The sequence below is a fragment of the Arenibaculum pallidiluteum genome (assembly GCF_017355985.1).
Classification (GTDB): domain Bacteria; phylum Pseudomonadota; class Alphaproteobacteria; order Azospirillales; family Azospirillaceae; genus Arenibaculum; species Arenibaculum pallidiluteum.
Map to the genome: position 1 here is coordinate 40,847 of NZ_JAFIQU010000024.1, position 11,973 is coordinate 52,819.

Annotated in this window: 14 protein-coding genes and 1 pseudogene; 8 read left to right on the forward strand and 7 right to left on the reverse strand. The window is 60.3% G+C overall.

Translation table 11 applies throughout. The features are described from left to right. The first annotated feature begins 410 nt into the window (after positions 1 to 410). A complete protein-coding gene (locus JUB13_RS28715; protein WP_207485519.1) occupies positions 411 to 830 on the forward strand; it encodes a MarR family winged helix-turn-helix transcriptional regulator in 420 nt (139 codons plus the stop codon). Positions 831 to 1,153: 323 nt separating this feature from the next. On the opposite strand, the gene JUB13_RS28720 is transcribed toward JUB13_RS28715, so the two are convergent. After that, positions 1,154 to 1,525, reverse strand: coding sequence for a response regulator (locus JUB13_RS28720; RefSeq protein WP_207485521.1), 372 nt, complete (start codon positions 1,523 to 1,525; stop codon positions 1,154 to 1,156). Between the two features lie 342 nt (positions 1,526 to 1,867). Here JUB13_RS28720 and JUB13_RS28725 point away from each other — a divergent pair, with 342 nt between their 5' ends. Beyond that, positions 1,868 to 2,524 carry a response regulator gene (locus tag JUB13_RS28725; RefSeq protein ID WP_207485523.1) on the forward strand — a complete coding sequence of 219 codons (657 nt, stop codon included), beginning with the start codon at positions 1,868 to 1,870 and terminating at the stop codon, positions 2,522 to 2,524. A 157-nt stretch (positions 2,525 to 2,681) separates the two neighbouring features. Here the strand turns inward: JUB13_RS28725 and JUB13_RS28730 are convergent, their stop codons facing one another. Continuing rightward, the gene (locus tag JUB13_RS28730; RefSeq protein WP_207485525.1) at positions 2,682 to 2,966 is read right to left on the reverse strand and encodes a response regulator; all 285 of its coding nucleotides are present in this window, start codon (positions 2,964 to 2,966) and stop codon (positions 2,682 to 2,684) included. A gap of 93 nt (positions 2,967 to 3,059) precedes the next feature. Between JUB13_RS28730 and JUB13_RS32320 the strand changes: the two genes are divergently transcribed. Beyond that, positions 3,060 to 3,212, forward strand: coding sequence for a hypothetical protein (locus JUB13_RS32320; RefSeq protein ID WP_407928189.1), 153 nt, complete (start codon positions 3,060 to 3,062; stop codon positions 3,210 to 3,212). A gap of 22 nt (positions 3,213 to 3,234) precedes the next feature. Here the strand turns inward: JUB13_RS32320 and JUB13_RS32325 are convergent. Continuing rightward, a pseudogene (locus JUB13_RS32325) lies at positions 3,235 to 4,180 on the reverse strand (IS630 family transposase). 177 nt (positions 4,181 to 4,357) lie between these two features. On the opposite strand from JUB13_RS32325, the gene JUB13_RS28745 reads away from it, so the two are divergent. Continuing rightward, positions 4,358 to 5,101, forward strand: a complete 744-nt coding sequence (locus JUB13_RS28745; RefSeq protein ID WP_207485531.1) for an SDR family oxidoreductase — start codon at positions 4,358 to 4,360, stop codon at positions 5,099 to 5,101. Here the strand turns inward: JUB13_RS28745 and JUB13_RS28750 are convergent. The 3 genes from JUB13_RS28750 to JUB13_RS28760 all read right to left on the reverse strand — a co-directional run bounded on the left by JUB13_RS28750 (position 5,055) and on the right by JUB13_RS28760 (position 8,028). After that, complete coding sequence (locus tag JUB13_RS28750) at positions 5,055 to 5,987, reverse strand: LysR family transcriptional regulator (RefSeq protein ID WP_207485533.1); 933 nt, start codon at positions 5,985 to 5,987, stop codon at positions 5,055 to 5,057. The genes JUB13_RS28745 and JUB13_RS28750 overlap by 47 nt on opposite strands. A 345-nt stretch (positions 5,988 to 6,332) precedes the next feature. Then, entirely contained in the window at positions 6,333 to 7,025 is a 693-nt protein-coding gene (locus tag JUB13_RS28755) for a LysE family translocator (protein WP_207485535.1), read from the reverse strand. 88 nt (positions 7,026 to 7,113) lie between these two features. Further along, positions 7,114 to 8,028, reverse strand: a complete 915-nt coding sequence (locus JUB13_RS28760; protein ID WP_207485537.1) for an AraC family transcriptional regulator — start codon at positions 8,026 to 8,028, stop codon at positions 7,114 to 7,116. 136 nt (positions 8,029 to 8,164) lie between these two features. Here JUB13_RS28760 and JUB13_RS28765 point away from each other — a divergent pair, with 136 nt between their 5' ends. From JUB13_RS28765 to JUB13_RS28780, 4 genes are all read left to right on the forward strand, one after another. Then, entirely contained in the window at positions 8,165 to 9,127 is a 963-nt protein-coding gene (locus tag JUB13_RS28765) for an SDR family NAD(P)-dependent oxidoreductase (RefSeq protein WP_207485539.1), read from the forward strand. A 187-nt stretch (positions 9,128 to 9,314) separates the two neighbouring features. Beyond that, the gene (locus JUB13_RS28770; RefSeq protein WP_207485541.1) at positions 9,315 to 10,001 is read left to right on the forward strand and encodes a glutathione S-transferase family protein; all 687 of its coding nucleotides are present in this window, start codon (positions 9,315 to 9,317) and stop codon (positions 9,999 to 10,001) included. A 5-nt stretch (positions 10,002 to 10,006) separates the two neighbouring features. After that, positions 10,007 to 10,342 (forward strand): ArsR/SmtB family transcription factor, encoded by a 336-nt coding sequence (locus JUB13_RS28775; RefSeq protein WP_236025305.1) that lies wholly within the window; start codon positions 10,007 to 10,009, stop codon positions 10,340 to 10,342. Continuing rightward, a complete protein-coding gene (locus JUB13_RS28780) occupies positions 10,342 to 10,839 on the forward strand; it encodes an SRPBCC domain-containing protein (protein ID WP_207485545.1) in 498 nt (165 codons plus the stop codon). Before JUB13_RS28775 ends, JUB13_RS28780 begins: the two co-directional genes overlap by 1 nt. A gap of 118 nt (positions 10,840 to 10,957) precedes the next feature. Here the strand turns inward: JUB13_RS28780 and JUB13_RS28785 are convergent, their stop codons facing one another. Beyond that, complete coding sequence (locus tag JUB13_RS28785; protein WP_236025297.1) at positions 10,958 to 11,935, reverse strand: DMT family transporter; 978 nt, start codon at positions 11,933 to 11,935, stop codon at positions 10,958 to 10,960. Between the last annotated feature and the right edge of the window lie 38 nt (positions 11,936 to 11,973).

An 11,973-nucleotide genomic window follows, 5' to 3' on the forward strand; every position in this document is an offset into this window, starting at 1 on the left:
TCATAGAGCATCGGCGTGGAGATGAATAAAACATGCTCTGCCTCTTATTCGGCCCGGATATAGTTGATGCCGCTATCCGCTTAGTGACGTTCAGTTTGGATTGTAAAGCCATTTTGCTAAGCATTTAATCGGGAACCTTAGCGAGGAACGATCAATCCGAAATCGCGAGTGCCACTTGGAGTGTCTATGCGATAGTTTTGAAAGTCTTCGCGATCGCGACCGTGTGGTTCGGCGCCGATAGGGGTGCCGGGACAATGTCTTGATTTTTATACTTTTGCGTGACTATCATCCTGAGCTTGTCGACCATGTCGCCAGTGCGCCACGAACATCCTGGGATCGGCATCCTGCGTAAGATTCCGCACAGTTCGTCGGAGGAGTCTGCCAAACGGGCGGTGGCGGACGGATCTGCCATGACGACGACCAAGGCCGCTGCCGAGTTGCTCGACGATCTGTGTCGCCGTTATCACCTACGCGGCTACCGCAGTGGCCTGAATTCGGCACAATGGGCGGCGCTGCGCTTCTTCGCCCGGGATATCACCGACGCAAAGACAGCGAATGCCTTGGCGCGTTACCAGGGCATCAGTCGGCCCAGCGCGAACACCACCGTCAGGGTGCTCGTGGAACGCGGCCTGCTGAACCGCGAGCCGTCAGAACTTGATGCACGCCGTCTGGACGTGTCCTTGACCGAAGCGGGACGCACTATGCTCGACGAGGATCCGATTCTCCTGCTCGTGCAGGCGATCGAGGATCTAAGCGAGGCGAAGCGGCTTGTGTTCGCTGAGATCATTCTCGATGTCCTTAGGCACCTTCCACTGGCCGACAACGCTTAGTTCAGGCGGTGAAAATCTGGTGTGGGGAAACGCGGTCCCGATTGAGGCTCTAACCGTGCGACCTCGCTCCAGTCCCTCCGAGTAGAGGACTGCTCGGAAGGAGCGACGGAAATCACGTCCTGGAGATTGTGGCGCGGCCCATCGACTAGGTGGAGCGCAACGTGCGGCATTCGTCCTGCCCGGCGGGCACGGCGCCTTTGCGCTTATCGATCCGGAAGGACTGTATAGAACACGTGGCAAACCTGATCTTGCAAGACACGACAGTGCAATACGCCACGCTCGCCGCGTCCCGTATTTTGCCTGCCTATCTAAGCGCGCCGCGGTCAAGCCTGTCCGTTGTTGCCGAAGAGGCTCCTCAGCAGCCGCTCGCGCCCGAATGGCTTGAACAGCACGGCCTCCGCGCCGCGTACCTTGGCCACCGAAAGGGCCTGCAATCCTGATATTTCCCGGCTTCCTCCCGACATTGCGATGATGCGGGCGGAGCAGCCATCCTGACGGAGACGCTGAATGAATTGCGCTCCGTTCTCGCCTGGTAGGATGATGTCAACCAGAAGCGCGGAGTAGGATGAGGGGTCGAGGGCCAGAGCTTGATCAGTGCTGGATGCGACATCGACTTCCACGACGTCTTCGAGATATCCCGCAATCGTGCAGCAGATCAGCGGGTCATCATCCAGTACCAATATCCGCATCTGCATCTCCGCTCTCTGTTAACCCGGGACATCTTCCGCATGCCTCGGGTCTGGGAAGCGGCGAACCGTGGCGTGATGCCAGTGAATAAGCGGTTAAGCGCTGGTCCGTGCATCGCCCGTGAAAGCGGCTAGGCCTTTGTAACTTGACGGAACAGTAAGTACAACATACGTTTTGTGGACAGACGGAGCGGCCGCAAACGCCCATGAGAAGCACTACGTCGATCTGCGGGACGAGAATGGCGTGCAGGCGGGCCCCTTGCGGAACCACGCCTCGGGAATCGGCCCTACCAGCCACCGGCCGCGACCGCCCGTTGGGCAGCCAGCACTTTCCACGTCCGGATCGGTAGCGTGGTGGTGACGTCCATGCCAGGTGCCGGAGTTCGCCGGATCCTTATGGCAGAGGACGATCTGCTGGTCGCCGCGGCGCTCCAGGCAATCCTGGCGGAGGCTGGTTTCACGGTCGTTGCCGCCAGCCACGGCGTTGAGGCGCTCTCGGCTTTCGAGCGTGAGCCCTTTGATCTCCTGCTGACCGATATCGTGATGCCGGAGATGGACGGCTTCACGCTCTTCGATGAGGTCCGGGCCAGAAAACCGGATCTGCCGGTCGTCGTGATGACCGGCTATACTTTCAGCAGCGACAAGGACTCGCTCGCGCGCCTCTCGGCCGCCGGAGCCGTCGTCGTGCACAAGCCGATCGGGGCCGACCCTCTGGTCAACGTCGTAAGAGACGCGCTCGCACGATCCACAGGCAGAGGTATCTCGGGCGCGGAACAAGCGCCACTGAATCGAGAACTGCCGCCGCGGCGCGCGGGGCCACTCTATGCGGTGGTCTTCGCTTCCGAAGGCGGACACAGCTTCGCCCTCGGTGGTCTTCGTGTTGATGAGGTCCTGGAGGCGATCCACACTGTTCGAAATGAAACGGACGCCCGGGAGTTCCGGTCGCCCCGTGTGTTCCTCCTCCCGGGTATGGTGGACGTGACGAACATGTTCAGGTCTCTGCTGTAGCTCCGCAGGGCTCAGGTGAGCTCGCGGATCCGGTCGTCTTTGCTTCTTTCCATGCCTGCCAATGTCTTGCCGACCGTCGCCCTAGGAACGCCTGGCAGGATTTCCTCGGTTCCGGAATGCAGGCCCACGCAAGGAACGATGCGGGCGCCGACGCGGCTCAGGCGATCCGCTCGACCGTTTCGGCCAGCTTCTCGGGCATGAAAGGCTTCGCTATGAAGCCGTAAGGCCGGATCGCCTGCATGGTCTTCGTGAGCCAACCATCGATGCGCCCACTGACGAAGATCGAGCGCAGATTCCAGCGGACATAGGCATAGGTCGCGACGTCGACGCCGCTTCCGAGATCCTCAAGCTCCACGTCCACGAGCAGAGCATCCGGTCGGATCCCTTCGATCAAGCCATATGCGTCTGGAACCGATCGCGGGGTGCCGACCACCTCGCGCACCTCTGCATCTTCCAGGCACCTCGCCGACTCTCGACCAGCGTGCCGCATGGCGCATTCATGGTAGGATCATGTCGAAAGGGAGGGGTAGGGCCCATGAGGGAACGGCGACACCACAACAGAGACGGCCGCCAGATCAAGCGCGGCAAGACGGCGAAGTCCCTGCGGCAAATCGCCAAGCGGCTGCGGCTTCCGTTCAACGACGGCTTCGCGCACGGAGAGAAGCCGGCCTCCAAACCTGAGAAATGATGAGCGCGGAGCTAGAGCAATCTCAGATTGGGTGTACATAGCCGGCGGCTGCGAAATAGTTGCGGCATTCGGTTGGCTGGAACTGGTCGAGATGGGATCCGACACGGCGCCAGAGGCCGTTTCGGGATCGCTCGGGCTGATGCCGGAGAAGCGCCTTGAGCTTGGCGAGGACATCTCGATCGGGTTGAGGTCCGGGCTGTAGGGCGGCAGGAAGAAAAGCTGCGCGCCAGTTGCCTTGATGGCGGCGCGGACGTCCTGGACCTTGTGGGCCGGTAGGTTGTCCATCACGACGATGTCCTCGGGCGTGAGCTCGGGGGTGAGCACCTGGCGGACATAGGCGAGGAAGGCCCGGGCGTTCATCGGGCCGTCGAGCACCAGGGGCGCGCACAGGCCCGAAGGCCACAACCCGGCCACGAACGTCGTGGTCTTACAATGGCCAAAGGGAGCGGCCGCGTTCAGGCACTGGCCGCGCGGCGCCGCCCGTAGAGCCGGATCATCTTGGTGCTCAGGCCGGTAGCGTCGAGGAAGACCAGGCACTCGGGATCGAGGAAGGGCTGCGCCGCCTGCCAGATCCGGCGCCGGAGTGCCACGTCCGGGCGCCGCTGCTCGGCGGCGCGCAGGGTTTTTTTGAAGGACAGGCCGAGCCGGTCCACGGCGTCCCACATCGTGCCGTTGCTCAGGCGCACGCCGTGCTCGGCCGCGAGCCGGGTCTGGAGCCTGGCCAAGGTGATGTCGGGATGGGTCGCGATGTAGGCCACGAGCGCCGCCTCCTGGGCCGGCGAGAGCTTGCGGGGCCGATGGCCGCGCCGGGCGCTGGCCACGACCTCGCCGGTGCTCAAGCCGGGGCGAAGGGAGCCCGCAGCAGCCATATGGCATTCGCGATGCATGAGATGCCCGACAGTGATGCTGCGAAGACGAGTGTCGCTCTCCCCCGAACAACTCTCCGACCGAGCTGCATCGGCGAGCAGGGCTCACCCATGTGCCCCTCGCGAACGCGTACTGCGCCCATCTCGGTCTTTGTCTAATCGGAGCCTCCGATGAGAACATTCGGATATTCCCGTTTCCAATCCACACCGTCTTGCAGGAGAAAGCCTCAAGGGCGGCCACACGCATCCTTCATCTAGGTGGCCCTCAGAGGAGGCTCTATGATTTCTTCGAATCCGGAAGGGAAAACTGAACGCGCCCTCGTCGTCGGCGGCAGCTCTGGCATGGGACTTGCTCTTGCCCGGAGCCTACTGGTGGATGGGGCGGAGGTAACGATCGTCGGCCGCTCCGAAGCTCGATTGGCAGAGGCTCAGAAACGCCTGCCGGAGTCCGCACGCTTGCGGACCATAGCCGCGGACGTGACGCAGGAAGATCAAGTCGCGCGCCTTTTTCAGAGGACTGGCCCACTCGACCATATCGTCACGACCGCCGCCGACATCGAAGGGGCGTACCAGCTTCTCCCGTCCCTCGAGATCGCAGCAGCACGACGTGTCGTCGATTCAAAATTCCTCGGCCCATTATTGCTGGCCAAGTACGGCGCGCCGGTGCTCTCGCCGACTGGGTCGATCACCTTCACCTCCGGCATCGCAGCTTACCGCCCGGCGCCGCGCGGCTCCGTCGTTGCCGCGATCAATGGCGCACTAGCTTCGCTCGCTGCTGCACTTGCAGTCGAGCTCGGTCCGATCCGGGTCAACGTGGTCTCGCCCGGCTGGGTCGACACACCGATCTGGACGCACGTTGCAGGGGATGCCAAGGCATCAACCCTGGACGCAATGGCCAGGCGCTTGCCGGTCGGTCGGGTCGGTCAACCGGATGATATCGCCGACGCAATCCGGTTCCTCATGCGCAACGGTTTCGTCACAGGGACCGTGTTGCATGTCGAGGGTGGGCATCGTCTGGCCTGATCGTCGCGATGCTTTGGCGTGCGGCCTCGAGGAGGTGACGCAAGGCCAGCGGCTGGACCCGCTGCCGGCGCCAGATCATGGAAACCGGAACGGACCTGACATCGCCGCCCCATGGTGATACCGCAAGGCTTCCGCCGGTCTCGGCGGCGACGATACGGGGAACGAGCGCGTAACCGACACCGGACTCCACTAGCCGCCGGATGGCCGCAATGCTGCTGAATTCCCCAGCGAGGCGCGGGCGGCCGGGTTGCCCTGCGGGGAACGCGCTTTCGAATATCTGCCGGTAGACGCAGCCCATCTCCGTGACCAGAAAAGGCTCGCCGGCAAGATCCTCAGCCTGGATCATCTCCCGTCCGGCCAGCCTATGCCTTGGCGGTGCAATGATGACGAGGCCTTCCTCGGCGACGAGCTCGTGTTGGAGTTCCTCTTCGAAGGGGCCGGCGCCGAAGGTGAAGCACACGTCGATGACGCCGCTTCTCACAGCACTGCGCAACTCGCCACTGCCCGCAACCTTCAACTGGAGGCGGACAGCCGAGTGCTCCGCTTGGTATGTGGCCAGGACCGGCGGCAGCCAATTGGCGCACAGCGTCTCCAGTGCACCGATGGTGAGCCTACCCGTGCTGAGACGGGCGGCATCCGCGACGGCAGCCCGCGCCTCTTCGGCGCGGGCCAACAGATCGCCGGCATATTCGAGCAGCCTCTGCCCGGGTTCCGTTAGTTGCAGTCTGCGTCGAGAGCGGTCAAACAGAGCTGTTCCGAGATCAGCTTCCAGCGCCTGGATCTGATCGGTCACGCTCGATTGAGCGAGATGAACCTGTTCGGCCGCTCGGGTGACGTTGAGGGTCGAGGCCACGGCCATAAAGGTCTTGAGATGGCGGAGTTGCATGCTTTTTTAACGCCATGACTGACGATAAAGTCCAGATTCCACGTCACGTTCAATCGCTGTAGGAAGGTTTCTTCTCAGATTAGGCGCATAACAGCCAAGGGGTTGAGCTCTCACACCTCGGCAGCTCAAGGAACGCCAGCGCTTGAGCGCCCGAGTCGACCACGTTTTTGGGCCCCATGCGTCTGCTGAAGGGACAGGCCGCTCTGGCGAGATCGAGCCTGCGGTGGAGCGCTGCTCGGATTTGCTGGGTCACCGGACCTGTAGAGACGCTCCAGCACGTGACGGTTCCAAACGGCGGGTTTTAGGAGAAGGCGCCGCATGGAACGTGCTTTGCCGGCGACGTGATTAGTTCCTCACGGCAATCGTTGCAGCTGCACCACCCATGAAGGCAGCAGCTCCTCGGTTTAGAATGCGCATTGCTCTTGGTGACTGTAACGCCCGGCGGGTTTTGGCTCCGGCAATGGTAAACGGGAACTGGACGCCGGTTAAGATTATGGCGGTGATTGCCAAGAGAATAAACGTATCCGACTGAGCAAGTGTATTGATGTCGATGACGGTTGGCAGGATGGAGATATAGAACAAGATAGACTTTGGGTTCCCGAGCGTCACGAGAACACCGGAAATCAAGGCATTCTTCCCGCTTACAGGCGATGCTACGTCAGCGGCGTTGATGGTTTCGCTGGACTTCCAGAACTGCATAGCCAGCCAGCAAAGATAGGCCACACCCGCCCACTTTATGAAAATCAATATGTAGCTGAAGGTTTCCGCGATAAATGCAAGGCCCGCAAGAACAATAGCAAGATAAAGTACGTCACCAAAAACCATGCCGGCCGTCATCCAGCCTGCTTGCCGGTACCCGCTCCTTATTGCCTGGGCGACAATCGCAACAATCTGAGGGCCGGGTGTGATAGCAGCAATTGCCAGAGCACCTGAATATGCAATGAATCCTGACAGTTCCATTATACCACCATATTTCTCAATAGTATTATTCAGACGTTGATCAGTAAAACCGCATTGTGCCGCCAGCCGGCCAACCACAGGTTTTTTGCCACACTATCAGCGTCTCGTTTGCGTAGGAGACTCTCCTAATGCTAAATCTCAGTCGGTAACCTCCGAATTGTGACACCTAAAGGGCATGGCTTCCACGGCGATATTGCATCGGCCTGTGTCCAGTCAGGCGGCGAAAGGCGTTGCTGAAAGCGGCTTCGGACTCGTAGCCTACTGCAAAGCCGATAGTGGCGACACTCTCGCTCGTGCGTTGTAGACGATCAGCGGCGATCCGCATCCGCCATCCCGTGAGATAGTCGAGCGGCGTCTGTCCGACGATCTCACGGAACCGCACCGCAAAGACAGTGCGCGACATACCGGTAAGTGCTGCAAGATCGGCAACCGTCCAGCGGCGCGCTGGATCAGTATGCATCGCGCCGATGGCTCGGGCAAGGCGTGGATCGGCAAGTGCGCTGAGCCAGCCGGCGTGCCGCGCATCATCCGAAGCGAGCCACAGCCTAAGCACCTGGAGCAGCATGATTTGTGCCAGATGATCGGCCATCAGTGCGCTGCCGGGCGAGCCCCGCTTCAGCTCTGTCGCCAATTGCTCCAGCGACCATCGCAGGACAGCAGCCTGGTTCGAAGCATCGCGGATGTGAACGATAGCTGGAAGCGCGTCGAACAGAAGACCGGCATGGTCCCCCTCAAAGAAGAACCGCCCTCCAATGAGGAAGAATTCGCCGCCTCCATGGCAAGTTGCAATGCCGTCAACGGCGTGATCATAAATCAGTTCTGATTGGATCGGCGTGACATTCCGGTCGGTCGTGAGGAGAAATGGTCTGCCACGTGTCAGCAGGAAGCAGTCACCTGCCTCGATCCGAACCGGATCGTCTTCCCCCTCCACACTGACCCAGCACGCTCCCTTGAGGACTGCATTGAATTTGACACCCTCATGAGAGGGAAACTGGATTGCCCAGTCTCCGCCAGCATCGAGGCCCGCGCTGATCGCGCTTCTTGGTCTCAGCAAGGAAAGAACATCGGAAAGAGGATCCATAGCGCCATATCCGAACGTTCGCGAAAGATAATCGTACTCTGCAGTATGGCTAGGTCTGACGCCGTCCTCCATTCTCTTGCGTATGTCAACGTCACCAGCCGTGAGGGTTGGGCGCTGTCAGTTCTGGAGAACGGGAATGGTAGACTACCAAAAACCTTTTGGTTCCGGTTTCGGGCAACGGAGCACCGCGTCAGAAGTCTTGAATGGCCTCGACCTAAAGGGCAAATACGCCATTGTCACCGGCGGCCATTCCGGACTCGGACTTGAGACCACAAAGGCGCTGACGGCCGCCGGTGTCGATGTGCTCGTCGCCGCGCGCAACCGCGATGTGGCGACGACCGCCACGCACAATATCTCCAATGTCACTGTCGATACGCTCGATCTGTCGGATCTGGCCAGCGTGCATCGGTTCGCCAAGCATGTTTTGGACGCCGGCCGGCACATTGACATGCTCATCAATAACGCGGGGATTATGGCGTGTCCGGAAACGCGGCTCGGACCCGGATGGGAAGCGCAGTTCGCAACGAACCATCTCGGCCACTTCGCGCTGACTAATCTGCTCTGGCCTCTGCTTGAAGGCGACGCGCGCATCGTTTCGGTATCGTCGGCGGGACACCACAATTCTCCGATCTGCTGGAGCGATGTGCAGTTCATGCATGGCTACGATAAGTGGCGCGCCTATGGACAGTCGAAAACCGCAAACGCGTTGTTCGCCGCCCACCTCGACCGCCTCGGGCGCGGTAAGGGCGTCCGCGCGTTCGCCGTTCATCCAGGCAAAATTTTCACGCCTCTCCAGCGTCACCTGACGCAGAGCGAAATGGTCGCGGAAGGCTGGCTCAACAGTAACGGTACTCCGGCCGACCCGACATTCAAGACTCCTGAACAAGGCGCTGCCACTCAGGTCTGGGCAGCCACATCGCCGCAACTTGACGGCCTCGGAGGTCTCTATTGCGAGGACTGCGACATCGCTGTGCGCGCTGAGACGACTCATGAACCGTTCGTAGGCGTTACGGCCTACGCTACCGATCCTGATGAGGCGGAACGGCTTTGGAGGCTTTCGGCTGATCTCACGACGATCAACGCCTTCCCGGACGCATGAGCGTGGCTTCTCAAAATTCGTCCTCATCTCTTAAGCAGGGGCTTCGGGGGCAGTGCATCCAGCAAACGATCGGTGAAGCACAGCCATACATAAGTGTGAAAAAAAGGTTTCCCATAACGGAAACCGTTGTTGCATGACACTTCCGATCGTGATAATAGTTTCCTGACTTGGAAACTTCGGAGCTGCCATGTCATTGACGCTATATCTTCATCCGCTCGCCTCATTCTGCCACAAGGTTCTCATAAGCCTTTACGAGAGCGGCGTGTCCTTCGAGGCGAAGATCGTCAATTTTGCCGAGCCGGCATCAGCTGGCGCACACTTCGAGCGCTGGCCGGTAGGAAAGATCCCAGTGCTCCACGATCATGCGACAGGTCGGGTTGTGCCCGAAACCAGCATTATCATCGAGTACCTTCAGCAGCACTATCCTGAAAAATTCTCGCTGTTGCCAAGTGATCCTGAGCAGCTTCTGGAAGTGCGCCTTTGGGACCGGTTCTACGATCTCTACGTCAGCGCACCCATGCAGAAGATCGTCACTGACCGCATTCGACCAGCTGATGCTAACGATCCGCATGGTGTCGGTGAGGCGCACGCTACTCTCGAAACCGCTTACGCGATGATCGAGGTGCAGCTATACGGCAAAACTTGGACGACCGGCGAGAATTTCACCATGGCAGACTGCGCCGCCTTCCCAGCCCTATTCTTTGCTTCCATGGTCCATCCATTCCGGGAAGATCAGCCTCTGCTGGCAGGCTATCTGGACCGACTTCTACGGCGTCCATCTGTCGAGCATGTGATCGCGGAGGCGCAGCCCTATTTCAAGTTCTTCCCATACAAGGAGGCTCTGCCTAAACGCTTCCTGGAGGCGGCCGAGTGAAGGACATGTCTTCAGCACATTTCGATCGGATGTTTCACGCTTTGGCGGACCCCTACCGGCGTAGCTTCATCGAGCAACTCGCCAAGGGGCCGGCGTCAGTAAAGGAACTCGCCGAACCGGCCGATGTTCAACTGCCGGCGGTCGTCAAGCACCTGCGTGTGTTAGAAGAGGGCGGCATAGTCAGCTCCGAGAAGGTCGGCCGGGTGCGTACCTACCGCATGCGTCCGGATGCTTTCGGAGCCATGACAAGCTGGATCGAACAGCGTCAACTCGAAATGAATGCCGCGTTCGACAGATTGGCGATGCTTATGGCAGAGACCCCGGAGTCGAAGGACCACTAATGGGTGTGAATGTGAAGCACCGCACTTTCGTCATCGTGCGGGAACTGCCCGGCAGCCCTGCCCACGCCTTCCGTTTCTGGTCCGACCATGAATTGAAGCGGCGCTGGAATGCTTGCCATCCCAGTTGGGAAGTGATTGAGGACCGATTCGATTTCCGCGTAGATGGCGGTGAACGCATGATCTGGCGCATGCCAGATGGAACCGAACAGACGATGCTCGCTCACCTCCTCGAAATCGCTCCTCGGCAGCGCATCGTCTACGCTTACACCATGCGAACTAAAGATGAGATTATCTCTTCATCACTCGTGACCGTTGAATTCGAAGGAATCTCTGGCAGGACAACCATGACCTTTACGGAGCAGGCGGTGTTTCTCGACGAAAGACACGGCGACATTCGTGAAAGTGGCACCGGCCTTGGGTTTGATCGGCTGCGCGACGTGATCGGACAGGATCTCGTCGCTGTACAGCAGCCCACGACAACACAGAGATATGATTGAGGCGATGGGATGCTTGATGGCCACTTGATCCAATCAGTCAATTTCTCGTATTGCGAGGTCCTCGCCATGGTGACCCCGCCGGGGCAACAGTCATATCCTCATGCAAGATCAAAGGCCGTTAGGACCGTTCTCGCACTGAATGTTGCCCTGACCTAGCAGATCTGAAGCTGAGTAGCGCGAGGGTCACCAGTACGCCGTCGGTGATCCCCAGCCCAACGCCAATCAGCGCCATTCCAGCAAGCTGACGAGGCGCAAAGTGCTCGTCCAGTAGCAAATGGCTCAGGATGGTTGCGCTGACTGGTACAAGAAAGCCAACGAGGAGAGTGTTGGTTGCCCCGGCTGCGGCGAGCACACGGAAGTAGAGGAAGTAGGCCAGAGCCGTCGACAGCAGTGTCAGGCCAAGTAAGGCCGCGACCACGTCGAGACTGGGAACGGTAAGCAGCCATGGTCGGTCGAACCAAAGCACGGGCGGCACCAGGACCAGGGCCGCGGTCGTTACCTGCCCGGCCGCGGTGGCCAGCGGCGTTAGACCGAACCGGAGGAAGAACCGACCGAAGACGCTGGCCGACGCTGCGGACAGGGCCGCTCCGAGGACCGCGAACTGCCCGATGAGATCGTCGCCGATTCCGCCGACCACCTGCGGGCCGGTCAAGACAACCACCCCAAGAAACCCGCACGCGATACCAAGGAGGCGGCGGAGCGTGATCTTGTCGTCCGGGGTCGTGAAATGCGCGATCAGGACACCGAAGAGCGGTGCTGTGGCAGAGAGAATCGAGGCTAGCCCGGCGGTGACGTGGGTTTGTCCCCAGGCGATCAAACTGATCGGCATTGCGCTGTTGAAGATGCCCATGAAGAGCAAGGCGCCCCAGACCCGCTGCCGGGCAGGGAGGAGTTCGCCACGCGCCCAGAGCACTCCGTGGAGCAGGAGCGCGGCAAAACCGAGCCGTATCAGGGCGATGGTCAGTGGCGGCAGGGCGACGATCGTAATTGCCGTGAAGACGTATGAGCCACCCCAGAGGACCGAGAGGACAATCATCATGAGCCAGCCGGAAAGCGTCATCTGCGACCGGCGTGGCAGCAACGATCTCTGTGTCATGGGTCCGTCCCGCTGGGCATTGCCGCGGCTGTGAGGTC

Bases quoted from the DNA above. Each gene is read 5' to 3' on its own strand.
- JUB13_RS28715 (WP_207485519.1), top strand. From the start codon at position 411: ATGACGACGACCAAGGCCGCTGCCGAGTTGCTCGACGATCTGTGTCGC.
- JUB13_RS28720 (WP_207485521.1), bottom strand. From the start codon at position 1,525: ATGCAGATGCGGATATTGGTACTGGATGATGACCCGCTGATCTGCTGC.
- JUB13_RS32320 (WP_407928189.1), top strand. From the start codon at position 3,060: ATGAGGGAACGGCGACACCACAACAGAGACGGCCGCCAGATCAAGCGC.
- JUB13_RS28745 (WP_207485531.1), top strand. From the start codon at position 4,358: ATGATTTCTTCGAATCCGGAAGGGAAAACTGAACGCGCCCTCGTCGTC.
- JUB13_RS28750 (WP_207485533.1), bottom strand. From the start codon at position 5,987: ATGCAACTCCGCCATCTCAAGACCTTTATGGCCGTGGCCTCGACCCTC.
- JUB13_RS28760 (WP_207485537.1), bottom strand. From the start codon at position 8,028: ATGGATCCTCTTTCCGATGTTCTTTCCTTGCTGAGACCAAGAAGCGCG.
- JUB13_RS28765 (WP_207485539.1), top strand. From the start codon at position 8,165: ATGGTAGACTACCAAAAACCTTTTGGTTCCGGTTTCGGGCAACGGAGC.
- JUB13_RS28770 (WP_207485541.1), top strand. From the start codon at position 9,315: ATGTCATTGACGCTATATCTTCATCCGCTCGCCTCATTCTGCCACAAG.
- JUB13_RS28775 (WP_236025305.1), top strand. From the start codon at position 10,007: ATGTCTTCAGCACATTTCGATCGGATGTTTCACGCTTTGGCGGACCCC.
- JUB13_RS28780 (WP_207485545.1), top strand. From the start codon at position 10,342: ATGGGTGTGAATGTGAAGCACCGCACTTTCGTCATCGTGCGGGAACTG.
- JUB13_RS28785 (WP_236025297.1), bottom strand. From the start codon at position 11,935: ATGACACAGAGATCGTTGCTGCCACGCCGGTCGCAGATGACGCTTTCC.